At 72.2% G+C, this 15,534-nt stretch carries 11 protein-coding genes; 6 read left to right on the forward strand and 5 right to left on the reverse strand.

The genetic code is table 11. The features are described 5' to 3' along the window. Positions 1-1,160: 1,160 nt before the first annotated feature. Both ACI1MP_RS36770 and ACI1MP_RS36775 read left to right on the forward strand, forming a co-directional pair. The gene (locus tag ACI1MP_RS36770) at positions 1,161-5,894 is read left to right on the forward strand and encodes an LPXTG cell wall anchor domain-containing protein (protein ID WP_404870683.1); all 4,734 of its coding nucleotides are present in this window, start codon (positions 1,161-1,163) and stop codon (positions 5,892-5,894) included. A 401-nt stretch (positions 5,895-6,295) separates the two neighbouring features. After that, on the forward strand, positions 6,296-6,598 hold the full coding sequence (locus ACI1MP_RS36775; RefSeq protein ID WP_404870684.1) for a hypothetical protein: 303 nt from the start codon (positions 6,296-6,298) through the stop codon (positions 6,596-6,598). 143 nt (positions 6,599-6,741) lie between these two features. Here the strand turns inward: ACI1MP_RS36775 and ACI1MP_RS36780 are convergent, their stop codons facing one another. The 4 genes from ACI1MP_RS36780 to ACI1MP_RS36795 form a co-directional block, all read right to left on the reverse strand. After that, positions 6,742-7,818, reverse strand: a complete 1,077-nt coding sequence (locus tag ACI1MP_RS36780) for a CU044_5270 family protein (RefSeq protein WP_404870685.1) — start codon at positions 7,816-7,818, stop codon at positions 6,742-6,744. Next, positions 7,815-8,444 carry an RNA polymerase sigma factor gene (locus tag ACI1MP_RS36785; protein WP_380337744.1) on the reverse strand — a complete coding sequence of 210 codons (630 nt, stop codon included), beginning with the start codon at positions 8,442-8,444 and terminating at the stop codon, positions 7,815-7,817. Before ACI1MP_RS36785 ends, ACI1MP_RS36780 begins: the two co-directional genes overlap by 4 nt. A gap of 117 nt (positions 8,445-8,561) precedes the next feature. Further along, positions 8,562-9,203, reverse strand: coding sequence for a dihydrofolate reductase family protein (locus tag ACI1MP_RS36790; protein WP_404870686.1), 642 nt, complete (start codon positions 9,201-9,203; stop codon positions 8,562-8,564). A gap of 158 nt (positions 9,204-9,361) precedes the next feature. Then, positions 9,362-10,882 carry an alpha/beta hydrolase family protein gene (locus ACI1MP_RS36795; RefSeq protein ID WP_404870687.1) on the reverse strand — a complete coding sequence of 507 codons (1,521 nt, stop codon included), beginning with the start codon at positions 10,880-10,882 and terminating at the stop codon, positions 9,362-9,364. A gap of 237 nt (positions 10,883-11,119) precedes the next feature. Here ACI1MP_RS36795 and ACI1MP_RS36800 point away from each other — a divergent pair, with 237 nt between their 5' ends. Next, positions 11,120-12,418, forward strand: a complete 1,299-nt coding sequence (locus ACI1MP_RS36800; protein ID WP_404870688.1) for a sensor histidine kinase — start codon at positions 11,120-11,122, stop codon at positions 12,416-12,418. After that, positions 12,415-13,080, forward strand: coding sequence for a response regulator (locus ACI1MP_RS36805; RefSeq protein WP_404870689.1), 666 nt, complete (start codon positions 12,415-12,417; stop codon positions 13,078-13,080). Before ACI1MP_RS36800 ends, ACI1MP_RS36805 begins: the two co-directional genes overlap by 4 nt. Positions 13,081-13,087: 7 nt before the next feature. On the opposite strand, the gene ACI1MP_RS36810 is transcribed toward ACI1MP_RS36805, so the two are convergent. Then, on the reverse strand, positions 13,088-14,092 hold the full coding sequence (locus tag ACI1MP_RS36810) for an endonuclease/exonuclease/phosphatase family protein (protein WP_404870690.1): 1,005 nt from the start codon (positions 14,090-14,092) through the stop codon (positions 13,088-13,090). Between the two features lie 322 nt (positions 14,093-14,414). Here ACI1MP_RS36810 and ACI1MP_RS36815 point away from each other — a divergent pair, with 322 nt between their 5' ends. Next, complete coding sequence (locus tag ACI1MP_RS36815) at positions 14,415-14,873, forward strand: hypothetical protein (RefSeq protein WP_404870691.1); 459 nt, start codon at positions 14,415-14,417, stop codon at positions 14,871-14,873. Positions 14,874-14,978: 105 nt separating this feature from the next. After that, on the forward strand, positions 14,979-15,479 hold the full coding sequence (locus ACI1MP_RS36820) for a peptidylprolyl isomerase (protein WP_189273978.1): 501 nt from the start codon (positions 14,979-14,981) through the stop codon (positions 15,477-15,479). Positions 15,480-15,534 lie beyond the last annotated feature (55 nt).

A 15,534-nucleotide genomic window follows, 5' to 3' on the forward strand; every position in this document is an offset into this window, starting at 1 on the left:
CCGCTCGTCCGGCGCAGGCGGACGGTTCCCGGCAGATGATCCGACGACCGGTCAGTGACCCCCGAAGTGCTGGTCCCGCCACCGGTCGACCTCTCTCCGGTGCGCCTGACGGTCGGTCACTCGCCTCCGTCCCCTGATGCCGAGTCAGAGGGTCGGTGGCCCGGGCGGCATCCCGGGTTCGCGCATCCGAGCGATTCCCTAGGCCCACTAATAGTACAAACTGATAACCGTGCGTAGCGGCGGCACATAGTCAAGGCATGACGAGACCATTCCGCGGACCGGGGCGGCCGAGATCCCGCACGGCCCGCTTCATCAGTGCCGCAGCCGCAGTCGGCCTGGCCGCCGCAGGGCTGAGCACCTCATGGGGCGCCCAGGCCGTAGCGCCGACCCAGCACCGCGCCGCGCCGCCGGAGAGCGTCCGGGCCGGAGCCTCCACCCTGCTGGAGGAGGACTTCACCGGTGCGACCGCGGACCCGCGGTTCGTCGCCGTCGGCTCGGCCTGCCTGACCGGCGGACCCGTCACCACTCCGCTCCCGCCGGACGGCCGCCGGCTGACCGGCTGTCCGATCCCGGAGACGGGGCCGGTGCCGCCGCTGGACAGCGCACCCTTCGGCTACCTGCGGATCACCGATGCCGCCAACGACCAGAACGGCGCGGTGCTGTTCGACCAGGCGCTGCCGGCCAACGCCGGCCTGGACGTGCAATTCGACCAGTGGCAGTACGGCAGCACCACCCCCGCCACCCCGGCCGACGGAATCTCGTTCTTCCTGGTCAACGGTGACGTCACACTCACCCACCCCGGCGCGTTCGGCGGCAGCCTCGGCTACGCGCAGAAGCTGCCCGACGACAACCCCGCCAACCCGTTCCTGCCCGGCGTCGACAGCGGCTACCTCGGCGTCGGGCTCGACGTGCTCGGCAACTACTTCGGCGACTGGGAACACCGCGGCAACGGCTGTCCCCCCGGCGAGCGCTCCCCGTCCGGCACCGGCTTCCGCATCCCGGCGCCGGGCAGCAACATGGTCACCGTCCGCGGCCCCGGCGACGGCGTCGAGGGCTACTGCTTCATGACCGCGACGACGAGCAACTTCACCACCAACGGCCCGTGGCCGTCCACCCTGCCGGGCACCCTGCAGGGCCCGCTGACGTTCCTCCCGCCGGACGTGACGCCGCCCCAGGCCCAGACGCTGCTGGAGCCGTCCCGCCGCCGGGTGCACGTCCGCATGACCCCGGCGCCGTCCCCGGTGCTGACCGTCGGCGTCGACTTCAACGACGGAGCGGGCGAGCGCCAGGTGCTGACCACCCCCGCGCCGCAACCCGTCCCGTCGACCTACAAGTTCGGCTTCGCCGGGTCCACGGGCTCCTTCACCGACGTGCACCTGATCCGGAACGTGGTGATCGGCACCTCCGTGGCGCTGCCCTCGCTCAACCTGGTCAAGCAGGCCCACCGGCCGCTGCCCGCCAACCTGACGGTCGGCACCCCGGTCGACTACGACTTCGTCGTCACCAACTCCGGGAACGTGCCGATCGACAACCTGACGGTCAACGACCCGAAGATCGGCGGGATCAGCTGCCCGGTGACCACGCTGGCCGTGGGCCAGACGGTCACCTGCACGGCGACCTACGTGGTCACTCCCGCGGACGGGGCCGCCGGCCACATCGCCAACACCGCGCAGGCCACCGGAACCACACCCGGCGGCCCCGTGACGTCGCCACCGTCCTCCGAGGACATCCCGGTGGTGACCCCGCCGGGCATCGAGGTCGTCAAGCAGGTGGATGCCCCCGGGCCGTTCCACGCCGGTGACACCGTCCCCTACACGTACATCGTGAGCAACACGGGCGGCACCGGGATCACGGACGTCCACGTCCAGGACGACCGGATCACCAACATCACCTGCGACGTCACCACCCTCGCCCCGCGCGGCAGCCCCGGCGACGTGACCAAGTGCCACGGCACCTACGTGGTCACGCCGGAAGACGCGGGCGTGGGACAAGTCACCAACCACGCAACCGCGTTCGGCACAGCCGCCGGCGTGCCGATCAACTCCGTGGAGACCCAGGCGACGATCGACGTCATCGGCCCCTCCTCGATCGCCCTGGCCAAGGAGGCGGACACCCCGGGCCCCGTCCACGTCGGTGACACCGTGCACTACACGTACACCGTGACGAACACCGGCCGGACCGTGCTCGACAACGTCTTCGTCAGCGACGACCACTCGGCGGACGTCACCTGCGACACCACCACCCTCAACCCCGGCCAGAGCACCCTCTGCCACGCCGCCTACCTCGTCACCGAGGCCGACCTGGCACTCGGCAGCCTCACCAACAGAGCCCAGGCCGTGGGCAGCGAGCCGCTGGGCGAACAGGTCGTCAGCCCGCCGGAAGAAGTGACACTGCCCGTCGTCGGCGTCGCCGAGCTGGGCATCGAGAAGACGGCGGACTCCGCGGGTCCGTTCCGGCTGGGCGACACCGTCAAGTACACGTACACGGTGACCAACACCGGTACCGCGACGGTGCACAACCTCGGTGTCGTGGACGATCGCATCGCGCCGGTGACCTGCGACACGGTGGTGCTGAACCCGGGTGCGAGTACGCTCTGCCACGGTTCCTACGTCATCACCGCCGCGGATGTTGCGGCCGGTCACGTGACCAACACGGCGCACGCCGAGGGTGTGGACCCTGAAGGCCGGACGGTGCAGAGTCCTCCTGGCGAGGCGACCGTTCCGGTGGTGGGCGAGGCCGAGCTGGGTATCCAGAAGACGGCCGACAGCGCCGGTCCGTTCCACGTCGGTGACACGGTCGACTACACGTACACGGTGACCAACACCGGTACGGCGGCGGTGCACAGCCTGTCTGTCACGGATGACCACGTCGCTGTGGTGACGTGTGATGCGACGACGTTGAATCCGGGTGCGAGCACGCTCTGCCACGGGTCGTACGTCGTGACGGCGGCGGATGTGTCGGCCGGCCATGTGACGAACACGGCGCACGCCGAGGGCACGGACCCGCAGGGCCGGACGGTGGTGAGTCCTCCTGGTGAGGCGACCGTCCCGGTCCTGGGTGAGGCGCTGCTGACGATTCAGAAGGCGGCGGACTCGGCAGGTCCGTTCCATGTGGGTGAGACCGTGGACTACACGTACACGGTGACGAACACCGGTACGGCGGCGGTGCACGATCTGGCGGTGTCGGACGACCACATCGCTTCGGTGACGTGTGACGTGACGACACTGAACCCTGGTGAGAGCACGTTCTGCCACGGCAGTTACGTGATCACGGCGGCGGATGTGTCCGCGGGCCATGTGACGAACACGGCTCGTGCGCACGGTACTGATCCCGAGGGTCGGGATGTGCAGAGTCCTCCTGGTGAGGCGACGATCGACATCGCGGGTGACGCGGTGCTGACGATCGAGAAGGTGGCGGATTCCGCTGGCCCGTTCCATGTGGGTGACACCGTCAACTACACGTACACGGTGACCAACGCGGGTACCGCTCCGGTGCACGACCTGGATGTGAGTGACAACCTGATCGGGTCGGTGACGTGTGACAGGACGACGCTGCCGGCCGGTGAGAGCACGCTCTGCCACGGGTCCTACGTCGTCACCGCTGCGGATGTGCAGAACGGTCACGTGACGAATACGGCTCACGCGAGCGGCATCGATCCGGAGGGCCGGCCGGTGGAGAGCCCTCCTGGTGAGGCGACCGTTCCGGTGGTGGGCGAGGCCGAGTTGGCCATCGAGAAGGTGGCTGATTCTGCGGGCCCGTTCCATGTCGGTGACACGGTTTCCTATACCTACACGGTGACGAACACCGGCACCGCTGCGGTGCACAACCTCACGGTCGCAGATGACCACGTCGCGGTGGTGACGTGCGATGCGACGACGTTGAACCCGAGTGCGAGCACGCTCTGCCACGGTTCGTACGTCGTCACGGCGGCGGACGTCTCGGCGGGACACGTGACCAACACGGCGCACGCCGAGGGCACGGACCCGCAGGGCCAGACGGTGCTGAGCCCTTCGGCGGACGCGACCGTTCCGGTGGCGGGCGAGGGTCGGCTGACCATCGAGAAGACGGCTGACAGCGCCGGCCCGTTCCACGTGGGTGAGACCGTCACCTACACGTACACGGTGACGAACACCGGTACGGCGGCGGTGCACGGTCTGACCGTGACGGACGACCATGTCGCTGTGGTGACGTGTGATGCGACGACGTTGAACCCGGGTGCGAGCACGCTGTGCCACGGTACATATGTCGTTACTGCTGCTGATGTTCAGGCCGGTCACGTGACCAACACCGCTCACGCGAACGGCACCGATCCCGAGGGCCAGCGGGTACAGAGCCCGCCGATCGAAGCGACCGTCCCGGTTGTGGGCGAAGGCGAGCTGGCCATCGAGAAGACGGCCGATGCCACGGGTCCGTTCCATGTCGGTGACACCGTGAACTACACGTACACGGTGACCAATACGGGTACGGCGGTCGTCCACAACGTCACGGTGGCGGACGACCATGTTGCGTCGGTGACCTGTGGCACGACGACGCTGAACCCCGGTCAGAGCACGCTCTGCCACGGCAGCTACGTGATCTCGGCAGCCGATGTGCAGGCCGGCCACGTGACGAACACCGCTCATGCGGCCGGTACCGGCCCTGAAGGCCGGACGGTGCAGAGCCCTCCCGGTGAGGCCACTGTTCTCGTGGTGGGCGAGGCGCTGCTGTCGATTGAGAAGACGGCCGATGCCACGGGTCCGTTCCACGTGGGCGACACCGTCAACTACACGTACACCGTCACCAACACGGGTACGGCGGTCGTTCACAATGTGAGCGTCGCGGACGACCACGTCACCTCGGTCACCTGCGACGCGACGACGTTGAACCCGGGTGCGAGCACGCTCTGCCACGGCAGTTACACGATTGCGGCGGCGGATGCCGCAGCGGGTCACGTGACGAACACGGCGCGCGCGAACGGCACCGATCCCAATGGCGGGGCGGTGCAGAGTCCGCCGGCCGAGGCTACGGTCACGGTCGTGGGCGAGGCGCAGTTGTCCATCGTGAAGAAGGCCGACAGCGCGGGCCCGTTCCGGGTGGGTGACACGGTCGACTACACGTACACGGTGACCAACACCGGTACGGCGGCGGTGCACAGCCTGTCTGTCACGGATGACCGTGTCGCGTCGGTGACCTGTGATGCGACGACGTTGAATCCGGGTGCGAGCACGGTGTGCCACGGCAGTTACACGATTGCGGAGGAGGATGTCGAGGCGGGTCATGTGACGAACACGGCCCGTGCGGGTGGTGTGGACCCGGAGGGTCGCCCGGTGGAGAGCCCGCCGGGCGAGGTGACGGTGGAGACCACGTCCGGTGCGTCGTCGCTGTCGATCGTCAAGCAGGCCGACGTGTCCGATTCCGCGCGTGTGGGCGACACCGTGACGTACACGTACACGGTGACGAACACCGGGACGACGGTGCTGACGGATGTGTCCGTCAACGACGACCGGGTCGCGCACGTCACCTGCGATGCGACGACGTTGAATCCGGCTGCGAGCACCACGTGCCACGGCACGTACGTCGTCACGGAGGAGGACGCGAAGGCCGGCCACGTGATCAACACGGCGACGGCCTCGGGCCGTGACCCGCAGGGGCAGCTGGTGAAGAGCCGGCCGGTGTCGCTGTGCGTGACGGTCTCGGAGTGCCCGGAGAAGGAGAAGGGCGAGGGTTGCGTGAAGGTTCCCCGTCCGACGGTGCCGCCGAAGCACGGCGGTGGTGGTGGCGGTCATCTGCCGGACACGGGTTCGCCCGCGGGTCTCGCCGCGGCGGGCCTGGCCGGCGGCGGGCTGCTGACGCTGGGCGGAGTGCTGCTGTACCGGGCACGGCGCCGCGCGAACGCGGACCGGTTCGTGGGGTAACACCCACGCAGTCACCGCTCGTTCGGTGAACGACCGCCCCCGGGGCCCACGGGCTCCGGGGGCGGTCCCCTGCCATGCGAGGTTGGGGGCGCAGTGTTGGATCGGTGGTCGAGTGCCGGTTCGCGGCCGTCCGCGCCGGATCGCGCGGGGGTGTGCTGCGCTGGTCGGGTCCTACTCGCTTGTGGGTCAAGTCCCGGTGGGGGATGGGGTGTTCGGAGGGGATGGTGCGGCTAGGCGGTGGGGCGGGGATAGCCGGAAGGGGTGACTTGTGATCTAAACCCTGGTGGGGGCGGGCAGTTCATTGGCGGGTTGTTTCGTATGGAAGCAATTGCCGGTGCCGTCGGCCGCGCGGTCGCGTGTGGGGCGCGGTGGGCGGGACACGAGCGGAAGAGGCAGAAGCCATGGCCATGGTTCAGACCGGTAGGTTGCAGCTGAACTCCACGCATCCCACGGAGGTGACCGGTGGGAACACGTCGACCTTCACCCAGGTCACGTTCCCCTCGCCGTTCCCGGCCGGTGCGAGTGTGATCGTCGTGCCGTTCGTGCAGACGTTCAACGGCCCTGACACGCCGGGCCTGCGGATCGCCGATGTCACCGTCACCGGCTTCAAGATCCGGATCAACGAGCTCGTGGGCTCGGGCAGGGCGTTGTCCGACGGTCCGCACACCACCGAGACCGTGGGCTGGATCGCCAGCACCGTGTGATCCCGCGACCCGACCGCCCGTCCCTCTCGGTGGCCGTCCCCTCCTGGCGGCCGTCGGGAGGGACGGGCTTGTTGTGGTGTCGCGTCGCGGTGTTCGGGGGCCGGTTGTGGTGCGTCCGGCGGCCCTGGCGGGTGGGTGGGCTGTCAGTCCTGGGCGCCGGTCCGGCTGACGATGCGTTCTTCGAGGGCCGCGGTGGAGTAGACGGCCTCGGGGTCGGCGGCGATCTGCTGCGGGGTGGGTTCGCCGGTCGGGGGAGTGCCGTCGGGGCCGACGGCGGGGAGGTACTTGAGGAGGACTTCGCGGATGCCGAGGTAGGCGCCGGTGGTGGAGTCGAAGATCAGGGCGACGCGCTGGGTTCCGTTCATGCCGACGACGGCGACGCCCGTGCGGCCGGTGGCGTCGACCTGGTCGGTGACGATCGAGGTGCCGGGGAGTTTCGCGGCGGCCTTCATCAGGGCGCCGGCCACGGCCGGGGGTGCGGAGACGTTCTGGAAGATCTGCTGGATGTCGCCGAAGGCGAGCTGCGCCCGCATGGTGTCGGTCATGTCGGAGGGCGGCGAGACCTGCTTGGTGCGGTCGGCGTCGAGGAGGAGCTGCTTGATCCGGTCGGGGTCGGTGGGCAGGGAGGCGACGAAGCGGTAGGTCTCGCGACCGGGGAATCCGGCTTCGACGCGGGTGCCGTCGATGACGGGGAGTCGGGCAGGGAAGCGCTGGAGTCCGTCCGGGCCGCTCTGGCCCAGGCCGGTCATGGTGGGGTCGACCACCGCTCCGTCGGCCTTGCCGTCGACGGACCACCAGATCTTCCGTTCGTGACGGGGGAAACGGCCGCCGTCCTGGATCTCCCGGGTGTAGGTGAACTGTCCGTCCCCGGCGTGCGGGTCGGGGCGGGCGGCGACGGCGTCGGCGGCCCGGGCGAAGAGGGTGGCGGCGTCGCTGTGCTCCGCCTGCGACGCGCCCGAGGGCGTCGGGGCGGTTGCGGGCGTCGATGCGGCTGCGGTGTCGCCCGTTGCGGGGGAGAGGGGCGTGCTGCGGGTGCCGGACTGCCCGGGCAGCAGGAGGGCGGTGGCGGCCACGGCGCCGGCGGCGATCGGCGAGGCCACCATCCAGACCAGCTTCCGGCGCGGCTTCGGCGCGTGTTCCGCGCGGGCGATCTCGTTCATCAGGTGCTCCTTCAGCAGCCGGTGGCGGTCGGCGGCGAGCATCTCGGGCTCGGCGTTCATCGGATGTCTCCCTGCGTCGACCTGGCCGCGACCAGGCGGCCGTCCGGTACCTGTCCGCGGCCGGCGGCCGGTTCCCTGTGATCCGTCAGTTCCTTCTCGGCGAGGTCGCGCAGGCGGCCGCGGGCGCGTGAGAGCCGGGAGCGCACGGTGCCGACGGGCACCCCGAGCGCCTGCGCGGCCGAGGCGTAGTCCAGGCCGGCCCACACGCACAGCCCGAACACCTCCCGCTCGCTCCGCCGCAGCCGTCCCAGTGCCCGGCGGACGGCGGCCGGCTTCTCCCCGTCGTCGAGACGGGTGACCAGCTCCTCGGCGAAGTCGGGCACGATCTCCTGCGCGGGCAGCCGAGCCATCGCCGCGCGGTGGCGGCGTCCGGCCCTGGCGGTGTTGCGCAGCACGTTGGTGGCGATCCCGAACAGCCAGGGCCGCACCGAATCGCCCTCCTCGTGCAGCGAGGTGCGCAGCCGCCACGCCTCCAGGAAGGTCAGCGACACCGCGTCCTCCGCCGCCGTCCAGTCCCCGAGCGCCCGCAGCGCGTACCCGTACACGGCGCCGGCGTGCTCGTCGAAGAGCTCCCCGAACGCCTCCTGTGCCCCGGCGCGCAACCGCGCCCGCATCGAGAGTTCCACACCCCCACCTGTCCGCAGGCGCACCAGGGTTCCACCTTTTCCCCGACCGGTGCTCGCGGGGTCCTGACGCACCGTCGGCAGGCCCCGGGGCAGCGGCCGACGGACCGTCCGGTGGGGTCAGCGTGTGTCGTCGCGACGGAGTCCGCGGTCGGGTGCGCTCATGTCGCCGGTGCGAGGGGTGCCGTCGGCGAGGGCGTAGCGGAGGTGGACGGTGCCGGCGGGGGCGGCTGCCGGTGGGGTCAGGAGGGTGAGGTTGGTGGGTACCGCGCCGGTGTCGAACACCTTCTTGCCGACGCCGAGGACGATCGGGTGCACCCAGAGGTCGAGGCGGTCGAAGAGCTTCTCGCGCAGGAGGGTCTGCACCAGGTTCAGGCTTCCGACGACCTTGACGTGCTGGTGCCGGTCGCGGATCTCGTGCACCGCCCGGGCCAGGTCGGCTCCGAGCAGGGTGGATCCGGCCCAGGGGAGGTCGGGGGTGCCGCGGGAGGCCACGTACTTTGGGACGCTGTTGAAGAGTTCGGCGATCTCGCCGTCCTTCTGGTGCGGCCAGTAGGCGGCGAAGAGGTCGTAGGTGCGCCGGCCGAGCAGGAGGGCGTCGGTGCCCTCGTACGCGGCGCTGATCTGCGCGCCGGTGACGTCGTCGAGCAGGGGCGCCTGCCAGCCGCCGAACGGGAACCCCGACGGGTCCTCGTCGGGTCCGCCCGGCGCCTGCCCGACGAGGTCGAGGGTGGCGAACAGTTCGATGTGGATCAGGCCCATGGCTGCACTCCCGGTGAGAGGTTTCGGTCGCCCCCGTCGAGATGTAGACCCGGCGGGGCCGGAAAGCCCGGCCGCCACGCCGACACCCGCCGCCCCGCTGCCGGGCGGGCCCGTCACAGGCCCGCCCGGCAGCCCGTTCCCGAACGCCGGTCAGCCGGTCAGCCGGTTCCGTCGGGGTTGTGGACGGTGAGCTCGCCGTAGGCGGACAGGGCTCCGGCCGGGTCGCCGGGGGTGGGTTGCAGGACGGCGTCGAGGAAGGCGAGGGTGGCGGCGGCCGTGGTGCGGGGGCTCTCGGTGCGGCCGAGGGAGCCGACGAGTGAGGGCAGCGGCGGCAGGTAGAGGGGGCTGTCGGTGAAGCTGAGGTGGGCGGTGCGGGGCACGGTGAGGCGGTAGCTGGTGGCGGTGTCGAGGGTGAGGGCCTCGGTGAGGCGGGGCAGGTAGCGAGGGTCGGTGTCGGGGGTGGGAGCGGAGGTGAGGGCGAGGGCGGGCTGGTGGAGGGCGGGGGCGGTGGGGCCGTGGGGGTAGCCGTCGAGGTCGACGACGGTGCCGATGCGCGGGTCGTGCCGGGCTGCCTGGAGAGCGGCGGCGCCGCCCATGGAGTGGCCGGCTGCCGCGGTGCGGGCGGTGTCGAGGCGCCCTGTCAGCGGGTCGGGGACGGTGCCGCGGTCCAGGTTCTGCAGCTGGGTGAGGACGAAGCGGAGGTCGTCGGCGCGGACGGCGGTCCAGTCGGCCGCGAGGCGCTCGTCGGTGTCCCGGTCGCCGCTGGAGGTGGTCGCGGAGCGGATGGTCCGGCCGTCCTCGAGGACGACGGCCGCGCTGTCGTAGGGGTGGTCGAGGGCGGCGACGACGTAGCCGTGGCTGGCGACCTCCTCCGCCCAGGCGGTGTTCTGGGTGCGGGCGCCGCCCGAGCCGGGGGAGAACAGGACGACCGGCCAGCGCCGGTCGCCGTCGGCGACGGGCGCGTCGGTGCGGGCGTGGGTGCGGGCGCGTGTCGTGCCGTCGAGCAGGAAACCGGGCAGGCCTGCACCGTGGGCGAGGGCGTCGGCGACGGTGCGGGCCTCCTGCTGGGTGCGTCCGAGGTAGCGGGCTCCGGGCGTGCTCGTGGGGCTTTTCCGTGCGGGGTACCAGAGTTGGACGACGACGGTGCGCCGGTCGGCGGGGTCGGGGGTGAACGTCTCGGCGCGGTCCGGGTCGGACCACTGCACCACCCGGGTGCCGACCGCGAAGGGGCCCGACGGCGCGGGGAACACGGGCACGGGGAACGCCCACGCGGCGATCGGCCCCGAGGCGATCAGTGCGGCGCAGGCCGCCGAGGCCGGCACCGCCAGCCACCACCTGGCCCGCCACGCCGGTCGGCCGGGACGGCGCCGGCGCGACGCCGGCAGGAGACGCGAGAGACGCAGGAGGGGCGAGAGCGCGAACGGCAGCGTCGCCGCGGCGCCGGCCAGGACCGGCAGCAGCTGCCAGCGGACGCCCACCGCGCCCAGCACGGCCGCGGACACGGCGAGAGCCGCGGTCGCGGCGATCGCGGTTCGCCCACGGGCGGCGGGCGGCAGCCAGCGCGCCGCGACGAGCGCGAGGGCGCTCAGTACGGTGAGCAACTCCAGTGGGGACATGGACAGTTCGGGGATGATCTCGGTCACCCCGTCATCGTCGGGGCGGCGTGCACCGCGGCACATCCGCCGCCGGTCGCCGCCGGATGCCTCCCGCGGTCGCACGCGGACCCGCCGCCGAGCAGCCGTCTTGCGACCCGGGGAGCAATGCGGACTCCTCCTCGGGTCGTACCCGGGCGCGGCGCTCTCCCGCCGGGGGATCATGTGCGCGGCCGCGCCTGCGTCCTACCGTGGCCCCAACGCACCGGTGCCGAAAGGGGCCCGGGGCCGCTGTACGGCAGGGCTGACCGACGAGGGGGACGCGTGGTGGGGACCGAGACGGTCGAGGGACCCGGCAGCAGCACCCGCCCGGCACGCCACCGGACGGGCGAGCGGCCGACAACGGAGCCCGACCCCGACGGTCGCCGCAGCCCCCGGCTGCCGTCCGCCGCCCGCGTCCTGCTGTCGTCCGTCGCGCCCGGTTCGCTGCTCGTGCCGCTGTTCCTGGTCCTGCTGCTGCTTCATGTCGTCCTCACGTACGGCCGGGGGGAACTCGTGGTGGCCGCGGTCCTGACCGTCGCCCTGGTGCTGCCGCTGGTGTGGCTGCGCCGGGCACCCGGGGCGGTGTTCGCGGCGGTGGTGGCGGCGGCGTTCGTCCAGTGGTGGGCGGGTGTCCAACTGCCTGCGGACGCCGCCCTGTTGGTGGACCTGTACGCGGTGGCCGCGGACGCGGGGCGGCGTGCCGTGTTCGTGGCGTGCGCGGTCGTGGAGGGCGGGGCGCTGCTGGCATGCCTGCGCTGGGCGACGCCGGGCGCGTTCCTGGCGCCCTTCGCGGCGCTGACCGCGGCGGTGGTGGCGGCCGCCGCGCTGGGTGTGAACGCGCGGACCGCCCGCGCCTTCCTCGTGGCGTCGCAGGAGCGGGCCGCGCGTCTGGAGCAGCAGCGGGATCAGCAGGCGCGGCTGGCGGTGGCCGAGGAGCGCAGTCGCATCGCCCGGGAGATGCACGACATCGTCACCCACAACCTGTCGGTGATGGTCGCGCTCACCGACGCCGCCCTCCATGCGCGGGACCACGCGCCCGAGGCCGCTGCCACGGCGATGCTCCGCGCCTCCGAGACCGGCCGACAGGCCCTGGTGGACATGCGGCGCTCGCTCGGCGTCCTGCGCACCGACGGGCCGGGCGCCGACGGGCCGGGCGCCGAGCGCCGTCCGCTGCCCGGCATCGGTGACCTTCAGGAGCTGACGGAGCGGATGTGCGCCGCCGGGCTGCCCACCGTCCTCGACCTCCGCGGCGCCCACGACCGGCTGCCCGCCACCGCCCAGCTGACCGTCTACCGCCTGGTGCAGGAAGCGTTGACCAACACCCTCAAACACGCGCCCGCCGGTGCCCGCGCCGAGGTCCGCCTCCAGTGCCGGGCCCGGTCCGTCACCGTGGACGTCACCGACAACGGCCCGTGCACCACCCCGCCCCGTCCCGAAGCCGCGTCGGGCCACGGGATCCCCGGCATGCGGGAACGCGCGGCCGCCTACCGCGGGACCCTGCGCGCCGGACCGCTCCCGGGCGGCGGCTGGCACGTCCACGCGCGCCTGTTCCTCGACAGCGCGGAAGCGGCGACCGCATGACGATCCGCGTCCTGGTCGCCGACGACGAGGCACTGCTGCGGATGGCCTTCACCACCATCCTCGACGCCCAGCCCGACATGACCCCGGTCGGCGAGGCCACCGATGGCGCCCACGCGGTGCGCCTGGCCCGGGAGTTGCGCCCCGACGTCGTCCTCATGGACATCCGGATGCCGGGGATGGACGGCATCGAGGCGACCCGGCGGCTCACCGACGCCTGCCCGCTGAGCAGGGTGCTGATCCTGACCACGTTCGACCTGGACGAGTACGCCTTCGCCGCGCTGGACGCCGGGGCGTCGGGCTTCCTGCTGAAGAACACCAGGCCCGACGAGCTGCTCGCGGCGATCCGCAGCGTGGCGGCGGGCGACGCGGTGCTCTCCCCACGGATCACCCGCCGCCTGCTGGACGACGTCCGCCCGCACCTGGCCGGGGCCGCTGCGGCCGGCCGTCACGAGGAGCGGCTGGGGCGGCTCAGCGCTCGCGAGCGGGAAGTCCTGGTCGAGGTGGGCCGGGGCCTGTCGAACGCGGAGATCGCGGCCCGCCTCCATCTCGCGGAGGCGACCGTGAAGTCCCACCTGGGCCGGATCCTGCACAAACTCGAACTCCGCGACCGGATCCAGGCCGTCGTCCTCGTGCACGAGAGCGGCCTCGTCCCGCTGCCCTGACCCGGTGTCACTCCCCGTTCCGGTCGAGGACGGCGAGCTCGGCCACCACCGCGCGGTGGTCCGTCCCGGCGAGGGTGTACTCGGCGACCGACACCGCGCGCAGCGCCCGGCCGTGCAGGACATGGTCGATCTGGATCACCGGCGGCAGGCGGGGGAAGTCCCGGTTGTGCTCCGGCCAGGTCGGCATCAGCCCGGTCCCCAGCTCGGCGTGCGTGTCGGTGAGCCCGGTCGCCAGGAGGCTTCGCATCGGCGCGTGGTCGAGCGTCGCGTTGAAGTCGCCCAGCAGCACCGCGTCGCCGCTGCTGCGCCCGGCCGCGGCGTCCCGCAGCTCGTGCATGCCCGTCGCCCACCGGCGGGCGTCGCCCAGCGGGTAGTAGGTGTGCACCGCCACCAGCTGCACCGGTCGGCCGCCCACCGCGACCGTCACGTTGACGGTCGGCCACGCCGGATCGCCCGCCCCCGTCACCGGCAGCCGGGTGAAGAGCGCCGTGTCGGACCCGGCGGGCATCTCCCGGTGGGGGAGCAGCTCGCGGATGCCCGCCGCGTCCAACGCCTGCGCCGCCGAGACGCTCAGCTCCTCCACCGCCAGAGCGTCCAGGCGCTGCGTGCGGACCAGGTCGACGAGCGCCGTCGGCGAGACTCCGCCCAGGTAGGCGTTGCTGGTGGCCACCCGCAACCGCGGTGCGCCGGCCGGTGCCTGCGCCCCGTCGGCGACCACGCGCGGGAGCAGCCACCACAGCTGCAGCCCCACCAGGAGCACGGCCAGGGCCGTGAGGACCCAGCGGCGCAACCCGGCCAGCACCGCCGCCGCCGGCACGGTCAGCAGCGCCGCGTACGGCAGGGCCGCCATCGGCAGGGCCAGGACCGTCCCGTCGTCCAGGCCCAGGACGCGGACCACGGCGAGCGCGGCCGGCCCGAGCAGCAACACGACGCACAGACCCGTCAGGGCCGCACGCCACCGCCGCCGCCGGCGCGGTGTGCCCTCACCGGTCTCCGACGTGCCGTCAACCACGATGCTCCTCCTGCGGGATGCCGGTGGCGGCCGTGATCACCGGCCGCCGTCGTGGGGAGAGGACGACGGCGGCCGGAGCGCGGTTGCGGGCCGGGTCGCCGGGTGAGTGGTTGGCGTGCGATGTGTTCCTGGTGTGATGTCATACTGGCGCGTCCGGGAGGCTGTTCGACTCGGCGTTGCGTGTGGGGTGCGTGAGGGACGGCTGTCGGCCGCGACGGCCCGGGCGGCCGGTCGGGCGACCCGGCGAGGTCGTTGCGGCCGTGCCCGGGCGAGAGCTCCGCGCTCCGATCGCAGAGACCGACTCAACGACCAGGTGAGGGCAGTGACTGCAACCGATCGAGCCGGGCAACGGTCCTGGCACTGGTACGGCGTGGCCGGGCTGGCCTCGGTCGTCGTGCCGGCGGTGTTCCTCCGGGCGCTGCGCCTCGCCGAGTGGCAGGTGAGTCACCCGGTGATCGTCCCCGACGACGGCTCTCCCGGGGGCGGGAACATGGGGAGCGTGGTGGCCGTGCCGATCCTCGGCCTCGCGCTGCTCGCCGGGCTGCTCATTCCCGTGCTGTGGGGTGCGGCGGCCGTCCGGGCCCGGGGAGGGAGAACCGTCGGGACCCTGCCGACGCTCACGATGGTCCTCCAGGGCGTCGGTCTGCTGTTCGCCTTCGCGGCCGCCCGCGCCCTGCCGCACGGTCTGCCCTGGGGCGCGGCCCTCGTCGCCTCGGGACTGCTCGCGGTGGCCGTCGTGCGAGTGCCTCGTCGGCCCGGCCGGACCGCGGCCGTTCAGTAGGGCCTCCGCGCCACCGGCCCGCGGGCGGTGCACCCGACGCGCGGTCACCTGCGAGGATGGGCAGGCAAACCCGCAAATCAGCACAGCGTCAGAAACGAGACGGCCTTGTCCAACGTCAAGCTGCACACCAACCACGGCGACATCGTGATCCGCCTCAACGCGGAGAAGGCTCCCGCGACGGTGGAGAACTTTCTCCAGTACGTCACGGACGGCTTCTACAACGGCACGGTGTTCCACCGCGTGATCGACGGCTTCATGGTCCAGGGCGGCGGAATGGAGCCGGGCCTGCGTCGCAAGGAGACCCGCGCCCCGATCCTCAACGAGGCCGACAACGGCCTGAAGAACACCCGCTACTCGGTGGCCATGGCCCGCACCTCGGACCCGCACTCCGCCACCGCCCAGTTCTTCCTGAACGTCGCCGACAACGCCTTCCTCGACCACACCGCGAAGTCCGGCCCCGGCTGGGGCTACGCCGTGTTCGGCGAGGTCGTCGAGGGCCAGGAGGTGGTCGACGAGATCAAGTCCGTGCCCACCACCTCCAAGGCCGGGCACGCCGACGTCCCGAAGGAGGACGTCGTCCTGGTGAGCGCCGAAATCGTGGAGTGACCCCCGGGGCGCGGCCGCGCCCGCCCTCGGGGAGCGGCGGACTCCCGTGGCCCGC

The organism is Kitasatospora griseola, from assembly GCF_044999035.1.
Taxonomy (GTDB): domain Bacteria; phylum Actinomycetota; class Actinomycetes; order Streptomycetales; family Streptomycetaceae; genus Kitasatospora; species Kitasatospora griseola.